Source organism: Prevotella sp. HMSC073D09, from assembly GCF_001814145.1.
Taxonomy (GTDB): Bacteria; Bacteroidota; Bacteroidia; order Bacteroidales; family Bacteroidaceae; genus Prevotella; species Prevotella conceptionensis.
Window position 1 is genome coordinate 56,778 of record NZ_KV815082.1, and the last position, 20,706, is coordinate 77,483.

14 protein-coding genes are annotated in these 20,706 nt (G+C 50.4%); 11 read left to right on the forward strand and 3 right to left on the reverse strand.

Features of this window, described 5'->3' with window-relative positions:
• The first annotated feature begins 760 nt into the window (after nucleotides 1-760).
• From hpt to HMPREF2955_RS06765, 11 genes are all read left to right on the forward strand, one after another.
• On the forward strand, nucleotides 761-1,300 hold the full coding sequence (gene hpt / locus HMPREF2955_RS06715; protein ID WP_019187435.1) for a hypoxanthine phosphoribosyltransferase: 540 nt from the start codon (nucleotides 761-763) through the stop codon (nucleotides 1,298-1,300).
• A 70-nt stretch (nucleotides 1,301-1,370) separates the two neighbouring features.
• Nucleotides 1,371-1,943 carry an adenylate kinase gene (locus tag HMPREF2955_RS06720; protein ID WP_070722068.1) on the forward strand — a complete coding sequence of 191 codons (573 nt, stop codon included), beginning with the start codon at nucleotides 1,371-1,373 and terminating at the stop codon, nucleotides 1,941-1,943.
• Nucleotides 1,944-1,950: 7 nt separating this feature from the next.
• Nucleotides 1,951-3,117, forward strand: a complete 1,167-nt coding sequence (gene obgE / locus HMPREF2955_RS06725; protein ID WP_070722111.1) for a GTPase ObgE — start codon at nucleotides 1,951-1,953, stop codon at nucleotides 3,115-3,117.
• Entirely contained in the window at nucleotides 3,110-3,883 is a 774-nt protein-coding gene (pgeF, locus tag HMPREF2955_RS06730) for a peptidoglycan editing factor PgeF (protein WP_083317650.1), read from the forward strand. The genes obgE and pgeF overlap by 8 nt, the downstream gene beginning before the upstream one ends.
• Nucleotides 3,884-3,958: 75 nt before the next feature.
• Entirely contained in the window at nucleotides 3,959-5,251 is a 1,293-nt protein-coding gene (locus tag HMPREF2955_RS06735) for a M23 family metallopeptidase (RefSeq protein WP_070722071.1), read from the forward strand.
• A 7-nt stretch (nucleotides 5,252-5,258) separates the two neighbouring features.
• Entirely contained in the window at nucleotides 5,259-5,813 is a 555-nt protein-coding gene (locus HMPREF2955_RS06740) for a hypothetical protein (RefSeq protein WP_070722073.1), read from the forward strand.
• A 203-nt stretch (nucleotides 5,814-6,016) separates the two neighbouring features.
• Complete coding sequence (locus HMPREF2955_RS06745) at nucleotides 6,017-7,828, forward strand: MutS-related protein (RefSeq protein ID WP_070722075.1); 1,812 nt, start codon at nucleotides 6,017-6,019, stop codon at nucleotides 7,826-7,828.
• Nucleotides 7,829-8,433: 605 nt separating this feature from the next.
• Entirely contained in the window at nucleotides 8,434-9,636 is a 1,203-nt protein-coding gene (locus HMPREF2955_RS06750) for a sugar MFS transporter (protein ID WP_070722076.1), read from the forward strand.
• Between the two features lie 265 nt (nucleotides 9,637-9,901).
• Nucleotides 9,902-11,737, forward strand: a complete 1,836-nt coding sequence (locus HMPREF2955_RS06755; protein ID WP_009231727.1) for an SLC13 family permease — start codon at nucleotides 9,902-9,904, stop codon at nucleotides 11,735-11,737.
• A 198-nt stretch (nucleotides 11,738-11,935) separates the two neighbouring features.
• Nucleotides 11,936-12,946: a class II fructose-bisphosphate aldolase gene (locus tag HMPREF2955_RS06760; protein WP_009231726.1), complete on the forward strand. Its 1,011-nt coding sequence runs from the start codon at nucleotides 11,936-11,938 to the stop codon at nucleotides 12,944-12,946.
• Nucleotides 12,947-14,326: 1,380 nt separating this feature from the next.
• Nucleotides 14,327-15,457 carry a DUF4369 domain-containing protein gene (locus tag HMPREF2955_RS06765; protein WP_070722079.1) on the forward strand — a complete coding sequence of 377 codons (1,131 nt, stop codon included), beginning with the start codon at nucleotides 14,327-14,329 and terminating at the stop codon, nucleotides 15,455-15,457.
• Nucleotides 15,458-15,484: 27 nt separating this feature from the next.
• Here the strand turns inward: HMPREF2955_RS06765 and HMPREF2955_RS06770 are convergent, their stop codons facing one another.
• The 3 genes from HMPREF2955_RS06770 to murQ form a co-directional block, all read right to left on the reverse strand.
• The gene (locus HMPREF2955_RS06770; RefSeq protein WP_070722082.1) at nucleotides 15,485-17,710 is read right to left on the reverse strand and encodes a GH92 family glycosyl hydrolase; all 2,226 of its coding nucleotides are present in this window, start codon (nucleotides 17,708-17,710) and stop codon (nucleotides 15,485-15,487) included.
• Between the two features lie 118 nt (nucleotides 17,711-17,828).
• Nucleotides 17,829-19,682, reverse strand: a complete 1,854-nt coding sequence (locus HMPREF2955_RS06775) for a serine hydrolase (protein ID WP_070722084.1) — start codon at nucleotides 19,680-19,682, stop codon at nucleotides 17,829-17,831.
• A gap of 21 nt (nucleotides 19,683-19,703) precedes the next feature.
• Nucleotides 19,704-20,525: an N-acetylmuramic acid 6-phosphate etherase gene (gene murQ / locus HMPREF2955_RS06780; RefSeq protein WP_070722086.1), complete on the reverse strand. Its 822-nt coding sequence runs from the start codon at nucleotides 20,523-20,525 to the stop codon at nucleotides 19,704-19,706.
• Nucleotides 20,526-20,706: the final 181 nt, after the last annotated feature.

Genomic DNA, 20,706 nt, shown 5'->3' on the forward strand with positions numbered 1-20,706 from the left:
AGTGCGTTTTGATGCTAAACGCAAGGTAAAATGGCGCAAAATGCGGCTCAAAATGGTGCTAAATGCAAGGCGAAAAGCATATAAATACACCACTATTGTATAAACATAACCCCTCCGAGGCATGAAACACATGCCCGAAAAGGGCAAAACAGCCATTAAAAAGGGCGATTTTAGGGGTTAAAAGGGCGAAATTGGACTTGGAAAATTACGAGTTGACAACCAAACTAGAAAGGCTAAATGGTGCAAAATGCAGGTCCTTTTCTTAAATATAGGCAAGACGGAAGGAGCAAAAAGCCAAAAACAGTAGTTATTTACCTACTTTTCGGCCTACATTTTCGCTAGAAAGGAGTAAAACCCAGAGTGCATTTGTAAAATAATAGATAAGAATTTAAGCTTTTGAGTTGGTGAGTTGATGAGCTGATGAGTTGGTGAGTTGTTAAGTTTGTGGGTTGGTAAGCTGATAAATTGTTAAGTTGATGAGTTGATGGGTTGATGGGTTGTTGAGTTGTTGAGTTGATGAGTTGGCAAGCTGATGAGTTGGCAAGCTGATGAATTGGCAAGCTGATGAATTTGATGAGTTGATAAGTTTGTGGGCGTAGCCATTTTTTCACCTTTTCACCTTTTCACCTTTTCACCTTTAAACGTCCCCTTTCACCTTTAAACGCCGTCATCTGCCCCATAAAAACCTAAATAACGTTAGTTGAGTCCCCGTGTTCCACTTTTTTTTCGTATTTTTGCAGCTTAATAGCAAAAAGATTATATGGCTCGAATTAAATTGATAGATAAGGTTTTCGAGACCTCCATCACGGAAACCCAAATACAAGAACACGTTAAAGCCGTTGCAGACAGGATAAACAAAGACATGGCCGATAAGAACCCGCTGCTTTTGGCCGTACTAAATGGCTCGTTTATGTTTGCCGCCGACCTCATGCGCATGCTCACCATACCCTGCGAAATATCCTTCGTTAAGCTGGCATCCTACCAAGGCACTACATCTACGGGAAAAATTAAAGAGGTGATTGGCATCAACGAAGACCTTGCCGGACGAACGGTTATCATCGTTGAAGACATCGTTGAGTCGGGATTGACAATCAAGCGTATGATTGAATCGCTGGGAACGCGCTCGCCCAAGTCGATACACATCTGCACATTGCTGGTTAAACCCGACCGCCTTACCGTTCCACTCGATGTGGAATACGCTGCCTTCGAAATACCAAACGACTTTATCGTGGGCTATGGCTTGGACTATAACCAGCAAGGGCGCAACCTAAGAGACATTTATACCGTGGTGGAAGAGTAAGAAACCTCGCCCCAATGTCTTTAAAGGTAGACAATCACATAATAATTTTTTTCACTATAAACACAACGAAATGAAGAATATCGTTATCTTCGGTGCACCCGGTTCGGGCAAAGGCACACAAAGCGACAAGATGATTGCCAAGTACGGTCTCGAACATATCTCAACGGGCGACGTCCTGCGCAACGAGATAAAGAACGGCACGCCATTGGGCAAAACGGCCAAGGAATATATCGACAACGGGCAACTGATACCCGACGAACTGATGATTGACATCCTAGCTAGCGTGTACGACAGCTTTGGAAAAGAACATAAAGGCGTTATCTTCGACGGTTTTCCACGTACCATTCCGCAAGCCGAGGCACTTAAAAAGATGCTCGACAAACGCGGGCACAAGGTGGCTGCCATGATTGAACTAGACGTTCCCGAAGACGAACTGATGAAACGACTGGTGCTGCGCGGACAACAAAGCGGGCGCACAGACGACAACGAAGAAACAATTAAAAAACGACTGGGCGTGTATCACAGCCAAACGGCACCGCTCATCGAATGGTATAAAACAGAAAACATCCACAACCACATCGACGGATTGGGCGAACTGGAACGCATCTTTGCCGACGTGTGCGCTGTGATTGACAACATCTAAACTGCTCATGCCCGAATCAAACTTCGTAGACTACGTAAAGATTTACTGCCGCTCTGGTAAGGGCGGGAGGGGTTCTATGCACCTCCGACACGTGAAATACAACCCTAACGGCGGTCCCGATGGGGGCGACGGCGGCCGCGGCGGCAACATCTACCTGCGCGGAAACCACAACTATTGGACGCTGTTGCACCTTAAATTCCAACGGCACGTGTTCGCCGAGCATGGCGGAAACGGCGGAAGAGACAAATGCCACGGCACAGACGGCAAGGACGTTTATATTGATGTGCCTTGCGGAACGGTGGTGTACAACGCCGAAACAGGCAAGTATGTCTGCGATGTTATGCACGACGGGCAGGTGGTGATGCTGCTAAAAGGGGGTCGAGGCGGACTGGGTAACTTCCAATTCCGCACTGCCACCAACCAAACGCCACGCTATGCGCAGCCCGGCGAGCCGATGGAGGAAATGACCATCATACTGGAATTGAAGCTTTTGGCCGACGTCGGACTGGTGGGTTTCCCCAATGCAGGCAAGTCAACGCTGCTCTCGTCGCTCTCTTCGGCACGTCCTAAGATTGCCAACTACCCCTTCACCACCCTCGAACCATCGCTGGGCATCGTGGCTTATCACGACCACAAGTCGTTTGTGATGGCCGATATCCCCGGCATCATCGAGGGAGCAAGCGAAGGTAAAGGCTTGGGGCTGCGCTTTCTTCGGCATATCGAGCGCAACTCGCTTTTGCTCTTCATGGTGCCTGGCGATACCGACGACATTAAGAAAGAGTACGAGGTGCTGCTCAACGAGCTGAACAACTTCAACCCCGAACTGAACGACAAGCACCGCGTATTGGCCATAACCAAATGCGACTTGCTGGACGACGAACTGATTGAGATGTTGCGCGAGACGTTGCCCACCGACCTACCCGTGGTGTTTATCTCGGCTGTTACGGGGCAAGGACTGCCTGAGCTAAAAGACATCCTTTGGCGCGAACTGAACAGCGAGAGCAACAAACTGCAAAGCATCATGGCCGAAGACACCCTCGTTCACCGCGACAAAGACATCAGAATATTTGCACAAGAACTGGCCGACGAGGGCGAAGACATCGACGTGGAGTACATCGACGCCGACATCGAAGACCTTGACGACTTTGAATACGAAGACGAAAATGATGCCTAAACTGCTGGAATATACCCTTGGCCACGGCATTCACGCTTTCAGTACCATGCGTACCGATGGCGCAAGCCAAGGCGCTTACGCCCAATTTAACATCAATCCCTATTGTGGCGATGCCCCCGAACACGTGGCGCAAAACCTCCATAGCCTGTGCCGCGTGCTGGGCATCGCCCCTTCTAACCTCGTTATGCCCCACCAAACCCACGAAACAACCGTGCGGCAGGTGGGCAGCGAGCTGCTTTCGATGCCGCAGAACGTGCGCCAAATGGTTCTGGAAGGCGTTGACGCACTCATTACCAACGTGCCTGGCGTTTGCATTGGCGTGTCTACGGCCGACTGCATCCCCATCCTTCTCTACGATGCCGAACATCGAGCCACGGCCGCCATACATGCAGGGTGGCGCGGAACGGTGAAACGCATCGCACAAAACGCCATCATCCAAATGCGCGCAGCTTTCGACACCAACCCGCAAAGCTTACGCGCTGTTATTGCGCCTGGCATCTCGCTACAACACTTTGAAGTGGGCGACGAAGTGTACGAAGCCTTTGCCAAAGCCGCTTTCCCAATGAACGATATTGCGCAACGGCACAACAAATGGCACATCAATCTACCCCTTTGCAACCAATTGCAACTGCAAGAGTTAGGCGTTAAAGCCGAAAACATACACGCAACGGACATCTGCACCTACAACCGCTGCAACGATTTCTTTTCAGCCCGAAGGCTAGGCATAAACTCTGGCCGCATTTTTACGGGCGTTACCATCCGCTGAACATGGCCAAATGGCTGGTTGCCACTTTGCGTGGCGGCATTGGCTTGCGCCTGTCAGCACATCTATGTTACACGTATGAAACAGCTTTTTGCATTACTCCTCGTTCTGTTCTTCAGTTCGGGCAAGCCCGCTGAGGACCATTTCACGCCTGCCGAGACCCAACAAATTAGCATTGCCACGCCTGGCTTGTTCGATAAAGGCAACGTTTTCTTTATCGACCTCAACGCCATTGCGCACAAAAACTATGCCTTCCCGCTGCCTGTGGGCAAGGCCAAGGTGGCCAAAAACAACGCATTGGAGATTACAACCAAGCGTGGCGATGTGGTTAAGGCCATGATGCCCGGAAGAGTTAGGCTGGCAAGAAAGAACAAACAGTGGGGAAACGTGGTGGTGATACGCCACGACAACGGTCTGGAAACCGTGTATGCGCACAACGCACAGAACTTAGTAAAACCCAACCAAGCGGTAGAGGCCGGCCAATCTATTGCCATCGTGGGCAAGAAAGACGGCAAGGGGCGTTGCCTTTTCCTAACGATGGTGAACGGCGGACGCATCAATCCGCAAACCATCGTCGACCCCAAAAGTCATAAACTGAACAAGGGGGTGATGCGATTTGAGAAAAACGGACAACGCGTAACCGTTAGGCAGGCCACAGAAAAGGACATAGAAGAAAAGCCTTTAGCCGACAAAAAGGGGAAAGCCGAGGCCAAAAAGACGGCCAAAGAGGAAGAGAAGGCTAAACGCGAAGAGGCCAAACGGCTGAAAGAAGAACAAAAACTGCTGGCCGAAGAGCAGAAAGCCGCCAACAAAACGCTGCTTAAGCCGCAGAAAGACGTGAGGGGCAGTGTAAGCAACAAGCTTTTCTTGTCGCAGTTTTCGCCCAACGAATGGGCCTACCCACTGCCTGGCAGCCATGTAATTAGTCCCTACGGAGGGCGCAGAAGGCACTCGGGCGTAGACATCAAGACCCGCCCTAACGATAAGATATTGGCCGCTTTCAGTGGCATTGTGGTTCGTTCGGGGCCATATTTCGGTTATGGCAACTGCATCGTCATACGTCACGACAACGGCCTAGAAACGCTTTACAGCCACCAATCGCGCAACTTCGTGAAGGTGGGACAGGCCGTTAAGGCCGGCGACGTTATCGGACTGACGGGCCGTACGGGTCGTGCCACCACCGAGCACCTGCACTTCGAGGTGTCGTTTAAAGGCAAGCGCATAGACCCCGCACTGGTTTTCAACCACGCTGCCAAAACCCTACACCAACACACGTTGGTGCATGCAAGCGGTGTTGTGCGCATTGACAAGTCGGCTAGGCTGCCCATAGCACAAGCAAGCAGCAAACAAGAAACAACAAACGTACAATAAAAATACGATGAACATAGAACTGCTTTTCGACCGCTATCTGCAACTGTCGGAGGTTAAACGCCCTGGATATATCGAGAGCCTTGGGCATCCTGAGCCCGATTCCACCCAGCAATTGGAACTAGCGGCAGGCACGCCATTGGCTCCTTTGCTTGTGTATATATATAATAAGGTGTCAGGTACGCCTCGGCAATGCAAGCGCGAAGGCCTCATCGACTTTATTCCAGGTTTTCGTCTGCCCCACTTGCGCGAGTGGCCCGCCGCCTACGAGGCCTTCAAATTGGTGCATGGCGAACAGTGGCTACCGCTTTTGTTCGATGACGACAAAGGCTATTATGCCGTCAATAGAGAAACAGACGAAGTGGCAATAAGCTTTCTTGACGAGTTCGCATTCATCGATACGATTAGCCTTAACGCCCTCAACTTCTTGCAAACGCTCGTGGCTAACTACGAACGTAAGGTGTATTCGGTAGACCGTTACGGCCTGCTCGACTACGATGAACGCAGAGAAGGCGAGGTGGCTCGCGAGATAAACCCCGACGTAGACTATTGGATGGAGGAATGAAAGGCAACTACACGTTGTGTTCCGCCTTTGTTGTGGGCTTACATTCCCAGTTTTCCAAGGACATGCTCTACGGCCTAAGCAACCCTAGCTAGCTTAGAAATTCTAAGGCAACTAGGGCTACTTAGGCTAACAAAAGCTTCTAAAAGAACCAGAAACCCCATCCATTCCACACCAAAATAAACTTTAAAAAGACCTTTCCACTTATGAAAACAACCTCCCTAAAAACTGCATATCTTGCCGAAAGTTCATTGCTGGCGGCCCTTCTCGTTCGTTTAAAGCGCCGCAACCTCTACTTCGTGGCCGGCGAAATCGTCTCGTTCGTTGCCATGTTAGGCTTTGTTGTCTTGGCCACCACCCTCCACAATGCCACGTGGACACTGTGGCTGGCCGCCGTTTGCCTAGCCTTATATGTTGTTATCAGGCGCTTTGACGTGCAAAACGAGGCCCGAATAACTGCTGTCGACCAGCTAAGGCAAGCCTATGAAGACGAGGCGCGCTACCTAGAAGGCGATTTTACCCCCTTCGGCGATGGTGCATGCCACGCCGATACCCACCATCCATTTGCCCTCGACCTCGACATATTCGGCACGTCTTCGCTTTTTCATCGGCTCAACCGCACAGTTTCAACAGGCGGAAGTAGGTCGTTGGCCGCCGCGCTCACCCAATTGCCCGGCCATACGCCACAGGCCAAGGCCGAAGTGGAACAAAAACGCGAGGCCATAGACGAGTTGGCCGCCAAACAAACGTGGCGAATGAAGTTTATTGCCCAAGGAAAAGGCAAGGCAGGCAGCATAGACAGCACACGCCTTACACAAACAATGCAAGCCGCCGCAAAGGTCTCCATCCCCCGTTTTGCCGCCGCCCGCCTACCCCTCGCCATAGCCTGCGCCTCCATTGTGGGCTTTTTCGCCACCTTGTTTCTTGCCGTCTTTACGCCGCTTAGTGCCAATTTGCCCGTTTGGTGGGGCATTATCAACTTCTTTGTGGTGATGTTGATATGCACCAAGCCGCTGCGCATGGTGAGCAAAACGGCCAACCGACTGCACGCCGAGCTAACGGCCTGCGTGCAATTGCTAAGTCTTATCACCACCGAAGACATGCAAGCCGCATTGAACAAGCAACTGAAAACCGAACTGGAAGGTGCATTGCACGCCTTCAAACAACTGCAACAAACGGTGGCTAGCCTAGACCGCCGCAGCAATGTTTTGGGTTTGATGTTCGCCAACGCCCTCTTTCTAAGCGATTTCTTTCTTGTACGCAAGTTTTTAAAATGGCAAGACAGTCACCTCAAACATTTCGAGCAGTGGGTAGACTGCCTAAGTAAGGCAGATGCACTCGTATCTTTGGCCACTTTCAGATATAATCATCCCGAAACCGTTCAGCCACAAATCGAAGACGCACCAAACATCGTTTATCAAGCCACAAACCTTCGCCACCCATTCTTAGGGACAAAGGCCGTAGGCAACGACTTGCACATCGAACAAGGCCAATACCACATTGTTACGGGTGCAAACATGGCAGGCAAAAGCACGTTTCTCAGGTGTGTGGGCGTGAACTACGTGCTGGCTATGGCCGGATTGCCTGTGTTTGCCGGCGAGATGAGGGTGTCGTGCTTTTGGCTTTTCAGCAGCATGCGCACCACCGACGACCTTACGCACGGCATATCTTACTTCAATGCCGAACTACTTCGGCTCGAACAACTCATCGGCTACTGCCACAATCACCCCAACACCTTCATCATTCTCGACGAAATATTGAAGGGAACGAACTCGTTAGACAAGCTCAACGGCTCGCGTCTGTTTCTACAAACCATGTCGCAGCTGCCTGCTAGCGGCATTGTGGCCACTCACGACCTTGAACTTTCTAAGCTAGAAGACGAAAACCCAAGTCGTTTTGCCAACTATTGCTTTGAAATTGAACTCGGAAACGACGTAACTTACTCGTATCGCATTACGCGCGGCGTGGCTCAAAACCAGAACGCAACCTTCTTATTAAAGAAGATATTGAAAGCGTAAGCCCCCTCTCTCCTCCCCTTGGGGAGGGGCGAATGCCATGCGTATTGGGCGTGATGAGCACTTAGAAAGCACGGATAAAGCCCTGAAATTCTCCTCTAAACACAAAGGCCTAAGCGCACAACTGCGCTGCAAGCCCACGCAATATCGTTGTCCAAAGCAGAGCGGTGCGAATGCTTAATTTGTATTAAAGCTCCCAACCGTTAACATAACAAACCCTAAAAAGGGGCACAAATACTGGCAAACGTTTGCAAAGTAAATAATAAAGAATTAACTTTGTAATGTGTTTTTCATAGTATTAGATTTAAGGTTAACAAAAGGTTGGGGCTCAGCGGAGCCCTTTTTTCATGCCATAAACCGAACAAGCCACACGTATAATCGCCCTTTTATTGCCTAATTCAAAAGATTTTATGGTCAATTTACCACATTGACTGCCTCAAACCAACCGCTTCCGCAACACAGCACAGCCGCTTTACTTACAATTAAACGATTGCTTTTGCGAGAATGTCACGAATTTTTATTACTTTTGTACCAATTTGATTAGCGCGCCTAGTCTACGCCAACGAAACAAAGGGGTAACAACTTGTTCCCTGCATCAACATATCAAAATGAACAGAAAACAAGCTTCTCTTACAGAGCGCAGATTTCTTCTGCCTTTCGTACTCATTACCACGCTTTTCTTCTTATGGGGCTTTGCCCGCGCCATCCTCGACGTGCTGAACAAGCATTTTCAAAACGAGCTGCACATATCCATAGCACAGTCGGCCCTCATCCAAGTAACCACTTACCTGGGCTACTTCATCATGGCCATCCCCGCCGGGCTGTTCATCAACCGCTTTGGCTATCGTCGCGGCGTGGTATTCGGGCTTTCGCTCTTCGCTTTGGGTGCCTTTCTCTTTGTTCCGGGGGCCCAAATCGGAACTTTCGAAGTGTTCTTGGCCGCGCTGTTCACCATCGGTTGCGGACTAACTTTCCTCGAAACGGCCGCCAATCCCTATGTAACAGAGTTGGGTCCACCCCAGACAGGCACTAGCCGACTAAACCTTTCGCAATCGTTTAACGGTCTGGGCAGCATCTTCGCAACGTTTAGCGTGGGGTTGTTTCTTTTCCGAAACGACAGCGAAGGCGGCAATGTAGCCATCCCATACGTGGTGTTAGGCATTGTGGTTTTGGCCATTGCGCTAGTTTTTTCGCGCGTACAATTGCCCGAAATACAAACCACCAACGACGAAAACACGGGCGGCAGCGGTCTGAAAAACATTGCCGCACTGTTTCAACGCCCCATGTTCGTATTGGGTTTGGCCGCACTTTTGGCCTACGAAGTGGCCGAAATATCCATCAATAGCTACTTCATCAACTTTGTCACAGGGCAAGGATGGATGAGCGACAAAACCGCATCGATGGTGCTTACCGCGGCATTAGCCTTCTTTATGATAGGTAGGTTTGGCGGTAGTTGGGTGATGCGGCGAGTTCGGGCGCAGCTTGTGTTGTTGGCTTGTGCCATTGGTTGTGTGTGCAGCATGTGCTTAGTGTTGCTCAACCTCGGCACATTGTCGCTCGTTGGCTTGCTGGCCAACTACTTTTTCGAGGCCATCATGTTCCCCACCATCTTCTCTTTGGCACTTACAGGATTAGGCCAACTAACCAAAAGTGCATCGTCTATCTTGATGATGACGCCCGTTGGCGGTTGCGGTTTCTTGCTTATGGGGATGATAGCCGATGGCGGCAACCCCGTCTTGCCTTTCGTTTTACCGCTCGCAGGGTTTGCTGTTGTGCTGGCTTACGCGTGGAAAATGGCCAGCAAAGGCTAAGGCTACTAGTTGTTATAGGCTATCTAAGATGCCTAGAACAACTAAAAAACTAGGATAACTACGAAATCTAGAACAACCACGAAACCCAAAACAACCAAAAGCTCCACCCACGCCCGCACCCAATCCATAAAAGAACATAATATAATTGCCAATAGCCTTTTGTTCGGGATTTTATTTGTAACTTTACATCCCTATTCACCAACAACGCAGGCCACAGAGAGTTTTAAAAACACGGCCAGCAAAACACAAAACAATCGTTCAAGACATGATCACAACATTAGTTATTCTTGCCGTTTCGGTAACCATGTTCATCATCGGCCGCCTCCGTTCGGATGTAGTGGCAGTGTGCGCCATGGCTGCCCTTCTTATCTTTGGCATTCTAACCCCGACCGAAGCGTTGGCGGGGTTCTCGTCTAACGTAGTCATCATGATGGTAGGCCTATTTGTTGTGGGCGGTGCCATCTTCCAAACAGGATTGGCCAAGGCCATTAGCCAACGCCTGATGAAACTAGCAGGCGGCAACGAAACCTTCATGTTCCTCCTCGTTATGTTCACAACGGCAGTTATTGGCGGCTTTGTCAGCAACACCGGCACGATAGCCCTCATGATGCCCGTCGTTGTAAGCATGGCCACACAAAAGGGAACACACCCCGGCCGCATGCTCATGCCCCTTGCCTTCGCCAGCAGCATGGGCGGAATGCTCACGCTTATCGGTACGCCCCCTAACCTTGTGATACAAGATGTGCTAACCAAAGCAGGCCAACAGCCGCTAACCTTCTTCTCGTTCACCCCCGTGGGCATCGTCATTGTGCTTTTGGGCGTGGCCCTGATGCTGCCGCTCTCGCGCATGTTCCTTGGCAAACGCAAGCAGAAAGGCCGCGACGCGGCCAACGTTGGAAAAACACTCGACCAGCTGGTTGAAGAATACAACCTGCAACATCAACTTCGCCGATACCACATCACCCACGAATCGCCCATCGCCGGACAAACACTAGCCGAGCTAGACCTCCGCAACCGCTATGGACTCAGCGTGATGGAAATCAGAAGAAAGGCTGCACGCAGCGGGCGTTTCATACGTAACGTGAAGCAAAGCATGCCCATGCCCGACAGCATCTTGCAAACCGAAGACGTTATTTACATAACAGGCGACAACGAACACATGGACTTCTTCGCCGCAGAAATGAAACTCGAGCAACTGGACAACACGGGTATCGACTTCTACGACCTGGGAATTGCCGAGCTGGTACTTATGCCCACGTCGCAACTTAACGGCACGAAACTTAAAAATTCGGGCCTTCGCGAACACTTCAACATTAATGTCCTGGGCATCAGACGTAGCCACGACTACATCCTTAACGACCTTTCCGAAGAACGCCTACATGCAGGCGACGTGCTATTGGTTCAGGGTTCGTGGACCAATATCGGGCAACTGGCAAACGAAAACGACGATTGGGTGGTGCTGGGTCAGCCCAAAGAACAGGCCCAAAAGGTGATACTAACCAACAAGGCACCCATCGCCGGCGCCATCATGTTGCTGATGGTGGCCATGATGATGTTCGACTTCATCCCCATAGCCCCCGTAACGGCCGTCATCATTGCGGGTCTGCTGATGGTTCTCACGGGCTGTTTCCGAAACGTAGAGGCCGCATACAAAACCATTAACTGGGAAAGCGTAGTACTTATTGCGGCCATGATGCCGATGTCTACCGCCCTCGAAAAGACGGGTGTGTCGGCAGAAATATCCCATACCTTGGTAAACTCCTTGGGCAGTATGAGTCCCATCGTGCTCTTGGCAGGCATCTACCTCACCACCAGCATCCTAACGATGTTCATCAGCAACACCGCCACCGCCGTGTTGATGGCACCCATTGCGCTATCAGCCGCAAAGGAGATTGGGGCCAGCCCTTACGCCTTCCTGTTTGCCGTAACCATCGCAGCAAGCATGTGTTTCATGTCGCCGTTCTCCACGCCGCCCAACGCATTGGTTATGCGAGCAGGCCAATACACCTTCATGGACTATGTAAAAGTGGGTTTCCCCTTGCAACTCATCATCGGCATTGTCATGATATTCCTGCTACCCTTGTTCTTCCCGTTGGGCTAAAAGCAAAATGAAGAAAATGTAAAGCAAAGCTAACAAAACGTAAGCCACAGGATGATAAGCATCAATTAATGTCACTTTTCCTCCAAATTGGACAATAAAAACACCTATAAATCTTTGTGTTGACAAATTAAAGCATTAATTTTGCATACGTATAAATAAGATAACGACATCACATCCAACTTTATAATAATTAAAATTATGGTAGATTACAAATCCCTAGGTCTAGTAAACACTCGCGAGATGTTTAAAAGGGCCATCAATGGCGGATACGCAATTCCGGCATTCAACTTTAACAACATGGAGCAGCTGCAGGCCATCATCAAGGCTGCTGCCGACCTCAAATCACCCGTAATCTTACAGGTATCGAAGGGTGCGCGCAACTACGCCAACCCCACCCTTCTGCGTTATATGTCACAGGGCGCTGTTGAATACGCTAAAGAACTTGGAGTAAATCACCCCGAAATCGTTGTCCACCTGGACCACGGAGACAGCTTTGAAACTTGCAAGAGCTGTATCGACATGGGTTTCTCCTCGGTGATGATCGACGGTTCGTCACTTCCCTACGACGAAAACGTGGCCCTGACGAAGAAGGTTGTTGACTATGCACACCAGTTCGACGTAACCGTTGAAGGCGAGCTGGGCGTTCTTGCTGGCGTTGAAGACGACGTTGTGGCAGAGAAATCGCACTACACCAAACCCGAAGAGGTTATCGACTTCGTTACGAAGACCGGCGTAGACTCGCTGGCTATCTCTATCGGCACGTCGCATGGCGCATACAAGTTCACCCCCGAACAGTGCACCCGCGACCCGAAGACTGGCCGTCTTGTTCCTCCTCCCTTGGCTTTCGACGTTCTCGATGCCATCATGAAGAAACTTCCTGGTTTCCCCATCGTACTTCACGGCTCGTCTTCCGTACCACAAGAGTACGTTGACATGATTAACAAATACGGTGGTAAGTTGCCTGATGCCGTAGGTATTCCCGAAGAGCAACTGCGCAAGGCTGCAAAGAGTGCCGTTTGCAAAATCAACATCGACTCAGACTCGCGCTTGGCTTTCACCGCTGCCGTTCGCAAGGTGTTTGCAGAAAAGCCTGCCGAGTTCGACCCCCGCAAATACTGCGGTCCTGCTCGCGACCTGATGACAGAACTCTACAAGCACAAGATTAAAGAGGTGCTTGGTTCTGACAACAAGCTGGCACAACTCGACTAATTTTTTAATAAGTCTTAGAGACTAATTTTTTAATAAGTCTTAGAGGATGTGCCCTCACTACCGAGGGCACATCCTCATATTTTTGCCCATTGCCCAACAACAAGCAAACTGACAACAACAAGCAAGCTGCCAACAGCAAGAACCAACGTGTCAACAGCCAACCACGGTCTTTATAGAAAGCGAGCGTGCTACATGTAAGCCCAAGCAGCGCATTAGAAATCCTTTTCTTGTCTTTAACTAACGAACCTACTTTTAGTTAAATTCAGTAATATTCCTTTACAAAACATACCCTTCTTGCCACGTGCTTCTAGCGAAAAATAAGCCTAAAAGCAGGCAATTAGCCACAAGATTCGACCTTACACACCACCGCTTTTATCCGTTTTTCAGAATTCCGACTGCATTTAGCACCACTTTACCCTTCTAGTTAGTCACCCATTCGCATTTTTTCAGCACCCAAAAATCGGCTTTTTACCCCCAAAAACCTACTTTTTAAGTGCTTTTTACCCCTATTTTCCACCCTTTTTCAACCAATCTAAAATGCTTTAAGCCCCTGTTCGCTGTGCAATTATATACATTTCACCCTGCGTTTTGCCGCATTTTACCCTGCATTTAGCACCAAAACGCAGTGCATTTAGCATCAAAACGCAGTGCATTTAGCGGCAAATTGCAGTGTATTTAGTGACAAATAGCCCCCAAAAGGATGCAATTGGCGGTTTATTTAAATAAATATTCATTTTGTTGGTATTAACATGCAAGCCCTTTTTGCAGCAAAACAAACCTCCGCGAGAATGGATTATTTGCACCCGAGCGGGCGATTGGTGAAGAAAAAGGCACTCATAATGTTAAAAAACATACTTAAAACATTACAACATTCAAGATAAAAGGGGTTAGAACGCTTGCGGATTTGCCAGTTATAGTCATACAGTATTGGATTTGGAAAGCCACAGTCGCATCGTAAGCAAGCAAAAATCCTCCCTCTTCTCCGCGTAAAGGTTTATTCATTCCAGGCAACACACGCCTTGCGTGCTTCCAACAACAATTTCCCAAATGCAATTCTGTTTAACCACAAGTAGGCTAATAGGCTTTGGGGCTGGTAGGCTGATGAGGTTAGTCTTTCTGGCTATACCAGCACTTCCAGTTATACCAACCCTTCCAGCTCTCCTAACAACATTTAGCTTTCCTCTTTTTGCAACAAATCAACATGTGCCCTACCCAAATTCATCCCCAACCAAGTAGGCACTTAGTTCCAAACTACGGGTTTACTTGTCTGCACTCCCCCATTTTTATTTTTAACGTTTCGATAACTAAATAAAGTGCCAAGCAAAGGCATCGTTATCTCAAAAAAATCGTTATTTTTGCAAAAAAGTAAAAAGAGAAAATATGGAGAGAATAATCTTTACCCTGTTATGCACACTTTGCGCCTGCACATCTTTCGCGCAAACAAAAAACAGCTTTGTCATTACAAGCGACATTCCCGACCTGCCCGACGGCATCGAGGTGGAGCTGGAAACGGCCGAGGGTTCGAACTACGACGAAGTGGCCAGAGCCGTTGTTCAAGACGGCAAGTTCGTTCTTACCGGCCGTCTGACACATCCCACGCTTTGCACCTTGTCTACCAACAACTACAAGCTGCTCTACGCCATGGAGTCGAAAGAAGAGCCAACATGGACCTACACCCCCATCTTCGTTAGCAACACAACAATGACGGTAAAGGCCGACAAGTACAAATACTTGGCATCTAACCTGCCCATCAGCAAACACCTCTGTGTTACGGGCGGCAAAGCACAAGCCGACTTCAACGATTTCAACCAACGAAAAAACGACTCCCTAACGTGGATGAAGAAAAATCCACAATCGCCACTGGCCATCAAGATGGCCACAGAGATGGTGCTAAACAATCGTACGCTCACCAAACGGCAGATAGAAGACATCACGGCCACCATCTTTGCCTGCCCCGAAGATTATCCACGAGTAAATGCTTATCGCCGAGCAGTGGCCACAGCAAAAGCTATGGCCGTGGGCGAATCACTTCAAGACATACCCATGTTTACCCAGAAAAACCGCACGACATCCCTCCTTGTGGCCATTCCAACGGGAAAAGTAGCGTTTATTTGCTTTTGGACAACATGGCGAAAGCCAAACCAAAAACTCATACCCGAACTTAAAAACATGGTGGCCAAACACCCCGAAGTGGCTTTTCTATGTGTGGCCGACGACAAGGAAGACTACTTGTGGCAAAAGTTTTTGGAACGAACGCAGCTGTCGTGGCCGCAATACCGGCTTACCAAGCGCGGCATGAAGCTGTTTACAGACACGTATGGGCCTGATGCCACTCCCCTCTTCGTTATGCTTGCGCCCGATGGCACCATTGTGAGGGCAAGCAGCTACCTGGGCGACATGCAAAAGCTGCTAGACAAAACGGCCTCGAAACTAGCCAAGGCCTACGAGCAACAAAAGAAGAAAGAAGAAGAGAAGGTGGGAAACTCCAAGCAATCGAAGAAAACGACATGAGAAACTGGCCGCACTCCCCACTTCCGCTTATTGCCTTTCGGCAGGTGTCTCGCTCATGTAAAAGTCAATTTTCGCCCCTTCGGTAATTGTCTTGTGGTTCAGCCAATGGGCTTTTTCAGGCGTGCCGTTAACGGTTAACCGCTTGATGTAGCGCCATTGTGGTCTGTCGGCGGTGATAACTGTTGTCTTGCCGTTCTCCAAGTGCAACGAAACCTTGGCGAAAAGCGGTGTGCCAACGGCATACTCGTTGCTTGCAGGGCACACGGGATAAAAGCCCAGAGCCGAAAACACGTACCAAGCAGAAGTCTGCCCGTTGTCTTCGTCGCCGCAATAGCCGTCGGGGTGTGCGCTATAAAGCCTATCCATCACCTCGCGAACCCAATATTGGGTTTTCCAAGGCGCGCCACTCCAATCGTAAAGGTACGTCATGTGCTGTATAGGCTGGTTTCCATGGGCGTAATTACCCATGTTCATAATCTGCATCTCGCGTATCTCGTGTATCACTTGCCCGTAATAGCTGTCGTCGAACACGGGCGGAAGGGCGAAAACAGAATCGAGCATCGCCGTGAAAGCCTTGTTGCCGCCCATCAACGAGACAAGGCCGCGTGGGTTGTGAAACACCGACCAAGTGTAATGCCAGCCGTTTCCCTCGGTAAAGACATCGCCCCACTTCAATGGGTTGTAAGGTTTCTGCCATTCGCCGTTCTTCTTTCGGCCACGCATCAGGTTAAATTCCTTGCTGAAAAGGTTGCGATAGTTCTCGGCGCGGCGTTCAAACTCGGCCCATTCTTTCTTGGGTTTGCCCAGTGCCTTACCCAATTGGGCGATGCACCAGTCGTCGTAAGCATACTCTAAGGTACGTGCAGCACTCTCGTTAATGCCCACATCGCAAGGCACATAGCCCAGCTTGTTATAATATTCGTACCCCAATCGGCCCGTAGAAGGCACTTGCGGATGCACCGCTTTCGTGCCATGTAGCACAGCTTGCCACAGCGTTTCAACGTCGTAACCGCGTATGCCCTTGATGTAAGCATCGGCAACCACCGATGCAGAGTTGTTGCCCACCATGCAATTGCGATGCCCTGGGCTTGCCCATTCGGGTAAAAAGCCGCTCTCCTTATAGGCGTTCACCAGTCCCTCTTGCATTTCGCGCGCCATAGAAGGGTACATCAGGTTCACCAAAGGGAAAAGACTGCGGAACGTATCCCAAAAGCCCGTGTCGGTAAACATCGTTCCGGGCAACACTTTTCCGTTGTACGGACTGTAATGCAGCGTGTCGCCACTGGCCGAAATCTCATAAAACTTGCGTGGAAAGAGCGTGGAACGATAAAGACAAGAGTAAAAAGTGCGCAGGTTATCAACGTTGTTGTCTTCCACACTGATGCGTCCCAGCACGTCGTTCCAACGTTGTTTGCCCTTTTGCAGCAGCGTTTCAAACGAGCTGTTGCCCAACTCTTTAAGGTTTTGCATGGCTTGCGCCTCGCTGATAAACGACGAGGCCACGCGGGCATGCACCTGTTCGCCACGCTTGCAGCTGAAAGTAACGATGGCCCCTGCATGGTTGGCTTGCAGCTCTTGTTTGTCGGCGGCAAGCAGTTTCTTGCCCTCGGCCAAACGCGCTGCAGCAAAGTCGCGGTCGAACACGACAACAAAATAGTTCTTGAAGTTATCGGGTACGCCCCCACTGTTCTTTGTTGTGTAGCCCACAATGGTGCGTTTGTCGGGCAATAGCCTGACGAACGAGCCCTTGTCGAAAGCATCTACGATGACGTTTGCCGAGTCGGTCTTCGGGAAAGTAAAGCGCATCAGGCACGCACGCTCGGTAGGCACCAGTTCGGCCGTAATGTCGTAGTCGGCCAAGTACACCTTATAATGATAGGGCTTGGCCGTTTCGGCCTTGTGCGAGAACCACGAGGCGCGCCCTTCTTCATCGAAAATGGGCTTACCCGTTGTGGCCATGATGGCGAATTGGCCGTAATCGTTAATCCACGGACTAGGTTGGTGTGTCTGTTTCAGTCCCCTTATCTTGTTGGCCTGATAGCCATAGGTCCACCCATCGCCCATCTTTCCCGTTTGGGGAGTCCAAAAGTTCATGCCCCAAGGCATGGCCGTGGCGGGATAGGTATTGCCAGTAGAAAGCTGAAACGTGGACTGCGTGCCCACAAGTGTGCTTACATAATCAACGGGTTGGCTCTGTGCCAGGGCTGCATTAGCAGCGATAAAGGCAAATGCCAAGACAGATAACATCTTCATTGCGTTGTGATATTGGGCAAAGCGAACAGCATTTGGCCTTAACCCACCTGCTGTTCGCTTTGCTGTTTTTATATTTTTAGGCATTACTATAATAGGCATGCGCCAGCAACCAAGCCCCTTACAGGTGCGGTTTAAGCAACTTTACCCACACATCATAGCCCGCTTTGCTGAGGTGTAACCCATCGTAAGTTAGCTCGGCACGCATAATGTTGGTGCCTGGCTCGGTGAAATGGGGATAGAGATTGATAAACGTTAGTCCCTTTTCGCGTGCCAAAGCCTCGATGCGCGCATTGATTTGGGGTATCATGTCGGTTTTGCCTTGCAGCCGTTTCCATCTCCCCGTACTCTCGCGAATGGGCAAAAGGCTCTGCAACACCAGCTTTGTTTTGGGCGTTTGTGCGCGAATATGGTCCACCAATGTGCGTATGTCCGTCATTAAGCTATCCACCGTTACATCGTGACTAACGTCGTTTATGCCGATTAGCAAGAAAATCTTAGCAGGCTTGTGCGGCGTAATCTGATACAGACGAGCATCAACACCCAGTGCCACATCGCCGCTAATGCCGCGGTTACGCACATTGGGTTTGCCCAATTTCTCTGCCCAATCCTTCCCACCTTCGGTAAGGCTGTTGCCCAACATCACAATATCGGTGGAGCGAATGGGCGGTTCGTCCTCGAAAGTGCGCATCCTTACGTAGTAATATGGGGGGAATGCGGCGGGCTCGTTGGTTATGCTTGCAGCCACGGCATTGGCTACTTGGGCGCGCAAACGTATCACATTAGATGCGTCTACGGGGTGAACACTGTTGCAAAGCAAAACGATGGAGAGGTCGTTAACGGGGTCGATAACGATAGATGTGCCTGTATAGCCCGTGTGTCCGTAAGCCTCGGAACTTAGCAAGTCGCCCTGATTGGAGGCGTATGCCGAACTGACATCCCAGCCAAGGCTACGCCCAAAGCTGTTGAAGTTTTGCGGAACAGAACGCATGGCCTTCACCGTTAGCGGGCTAAGGATGCGCTTTCCGCCCCATGCGCCTCCGTTTTGGAGCATGGCACAGAGCGTGGCCACATCCTCGGCAGAGGAAAACAGCCCGGCATTACCCGACACGCCACCGTTGAGCGTGCAGGCCAAGGGGTCGTGTACCTGCCCTTGTTTCACCACGCCGTTGGGCTGCCGTTCGGTAGGAGCGATGGGCGTAAGGCCTGCTTGTTCGCCGTTAGCGACCCAACGCGGTTGAGAAGTGTTGACCAACTTGCCGCTCTTGTCCGACGTGCAGGGCAAGAAGTCGGTGTGTTTCATGCCCAGTGGGATGAAAATGTTGTTGGCCGCGAAGGTGCGGAGCGATTGTCCCGTAATGCGTTCTACGATGTTTTGCAACGTGATGTAGTTCAGGCAGCTGTATTGCATGTCTGAACGCGGCCTAAATTCGCGTTTGCAACCGGCGATGTAGGCCATCAGTTTTGCGGGGTTGGGCTTGCCGTCGGCCTCGGCTAAGGTTTTTACCGGGGCATAAGCAGGCAGTCCCGAGGTATGCGTAAACAGGTCTTCAACGCGTATTGTTGCACTGTCTTTACCTTCGCCATGCCAGTTTTTGAACTCTGGCAGGTAATTGCTGACGGGGTCGGACAGGCGCAACAGCCCTCGCTCCACCAGCAACATGGCCGAAATGGCCGTTGCCATAGGCTTGGTGCACGATGCCATGTCGAACACCGTTTGGGTGGTCATGGGCAGTGTAGAGGGATAAGTTTGGCGGTTGCCATAGGCTTTTAGGTAGGCCAATTTGCCGTGGCGCACCACAGCCAGCACCGCCCCAGGCGTTTTTTTGTCGCGGATGGCGCGCAATATAACCTCGTCGGCAGCGCGCAGACGCGCCAAACTCATGCCCACCTCTTCGGGCGAAGCCGTGGGAACGTTGTTGGCCCAGACGTTAAGGGTAAAGGCACAAAGTGCCAAGAGCAAAATCCTAAACATCGTTTGTCTTTGTTTTAGAGGTTACTCGTGTGGACGTTTATATTCTTCTAAAGCCTTTTCTACCGACCCATGCAGCAAAAGCAGACTCTTAGCCTTGCCATATCCCAGGCCTAGCATCTCAACAAGCATGCGTGTTCCGCGGTCTATCAGCTTTTTGTTGCTTAGCTGCATGTTCACCATCTTGTTGCCTTTTACGCGGCCAAGCTGTATCATCACGGCGGTTGAAATCATATTGAGTATCATCTTTTGGCCCGTTCCCGACTTCATTCGCGAACTTCCCGTAACGTATTCGGGCCCGACAACCATTTCGATAGGCACATCGCTCTCGGCTGCCATAGGCGAATCGGGGTTGCTGGTGATGCAAGCGGTAAGTATGCCGTGCTCTCTGGCACTGCGAAGGGCACCCACTACGTAGGGCGTTGTGCCCGATGCGGCAATGCCAATGACGGTGTCTTTCTCGTTGATGTTAAACTCTGTTAGTTCGTCCCACCCACGTTCTTCATCGTCTTCGGCATTTTCCACAGCATTACGAAGTGCCGTGTCGCCGCCAGCAATGAGGCCAATGACCAGTGTTTTAGGCACGCCGAAGGTGGGTGGCAGCTCGCTAGCATCTAGCACGCCGAGCCTTCCGCTCGTTCCTGCGCCCATATAAAAGATACGTCCACCGCGTTTCATGCGCGGCACAATTAGTTCTACAAGTTTCGCCACTTGTGGAATAGTCTGCTCAACCGCCTCTGCCACCTTTCGGTCTTCGGCGTTGATGTCCCTCAACAATTCTTCTGCCGTCTTGGTTTCGAGGTTGTTGTAGAGCGACGGCTGCTCTGTTATCTTTGTGAATGACATAATGATTGTGGGTATAAAAGCCTCACCGGCAACCTGCTACCAGCCTCACCCTGCCCGCTCTCCAAGGGGAGAGGGGGAGTGATGTGCTGTGTGATGGCTTTGTATTCTATACTTATTTACTTGTGCTAGCTTTGCTTACGATGTTTGTTTGCCTTGTAGCCGCATTGTGTAGTTGCACTGC

Excerpts from the sequence above, each read along its gene's own strand:
- HMPREF2955_RS06775 (WP_070722084.1), bottom strand. The coding sequence starts at position 19,682 with ATGTTTAGGATTTTGCTCTTGGCACTTTGTGCCTTTACCCTTAACGTC.
- HMPREF2955_RS06750 (WP_070722076.1), top strand. The coding sequence starts at position 8,434 with ATGAACAGAAAACAAGCTTCTCTTACAGAGCGCAGATTTCTTCTGCCT.
- pgeF (WP_083317650.1), top strand. The coding sequence starts at position 3,110 with ATGCCTAAACTGCTGGAATATACCCTTGGCCACGGCATTCACGCTTTC.
- HMPREF2955_RS06755 (WP_009231727.1), top strand. The coding sequence starts at position 9,902 with ATGATCACAACATTAGTTATTCTTGCCGTTTCGGTAACCATGTTCATC.
- HMPREF2955_RS06735 (WP_070722071.1), top strand. The coding sequence starts at position 3,959 with ATGAAACAGCTTTTTGCATTACTCCTCGTTCTGTTCTTCAGTTCGGGC.
- obgE (WP_070722111.1), top strand. The coding sequence starts at position 1,951 with ATGCCCGAATCAAACTTCGTAGACTACGTAAAGATTTACTGCCGCTCT.
- HMPREF2955_RS06720 (WP_070722068.1), top strand. The coding sequence starts at position 1,371 with ATGAAGAATATCGTTATCTTCGGTGCACCCGGTTCGGGCAAAGGCACA.
- HMPREF2955_RS06740 (WP_070722073.1), top strand. The coding sequence starts at position 5,259 with ATGAACATAGAACTGCTTTTCGACCGCTATCTGCAACTGTCGGAGGTT.
- HMPREF2955_RS06760 (WP_009231726.1), top strand. The coding sequence starts at position 11,936 with ATGGTAGATTACAAATCCCTAGGTCTAGTAAACACTCGCGAGATGTTT.
- murQ (WP_070722086.1), bottom strand. The coding sequence starts at position 20,525 with ATGTCATTCACAAAGATAACAGAGCAGCCGTCGCTCTACAACAACCTC.
- hpt (WP_019187435.1), top strand. The coding sequence starts at position 761 with ATGGCTCGAATTAAATTGATAGATAAGGTTTTCGAGACCTCCATCACG.
- HMPREF2955_RS06770 (WP_070722082.1), bottom strand. The coding sequence starts at position 17,710 with ATGAAGATGTTATCTGTCTTGGCATTTGCCTTTATCGCTGCTAATGCA.
- HMPREF2955_RS06765 (WP_070722079.1), top strand. The coding sequence starts at position 14,327 with ATGGAGAGAATAATCTTTACCCTGTTATGCACACTTTGCGCCTGCACA.
- HMPREF2955_RS06745 (WP_070722075.1), top strand. The coding sequence starts at position 6,017 with ATGAAAACAACCTCCCTAAAAACTGCATATCTTGCCGAAAGTTCATTG.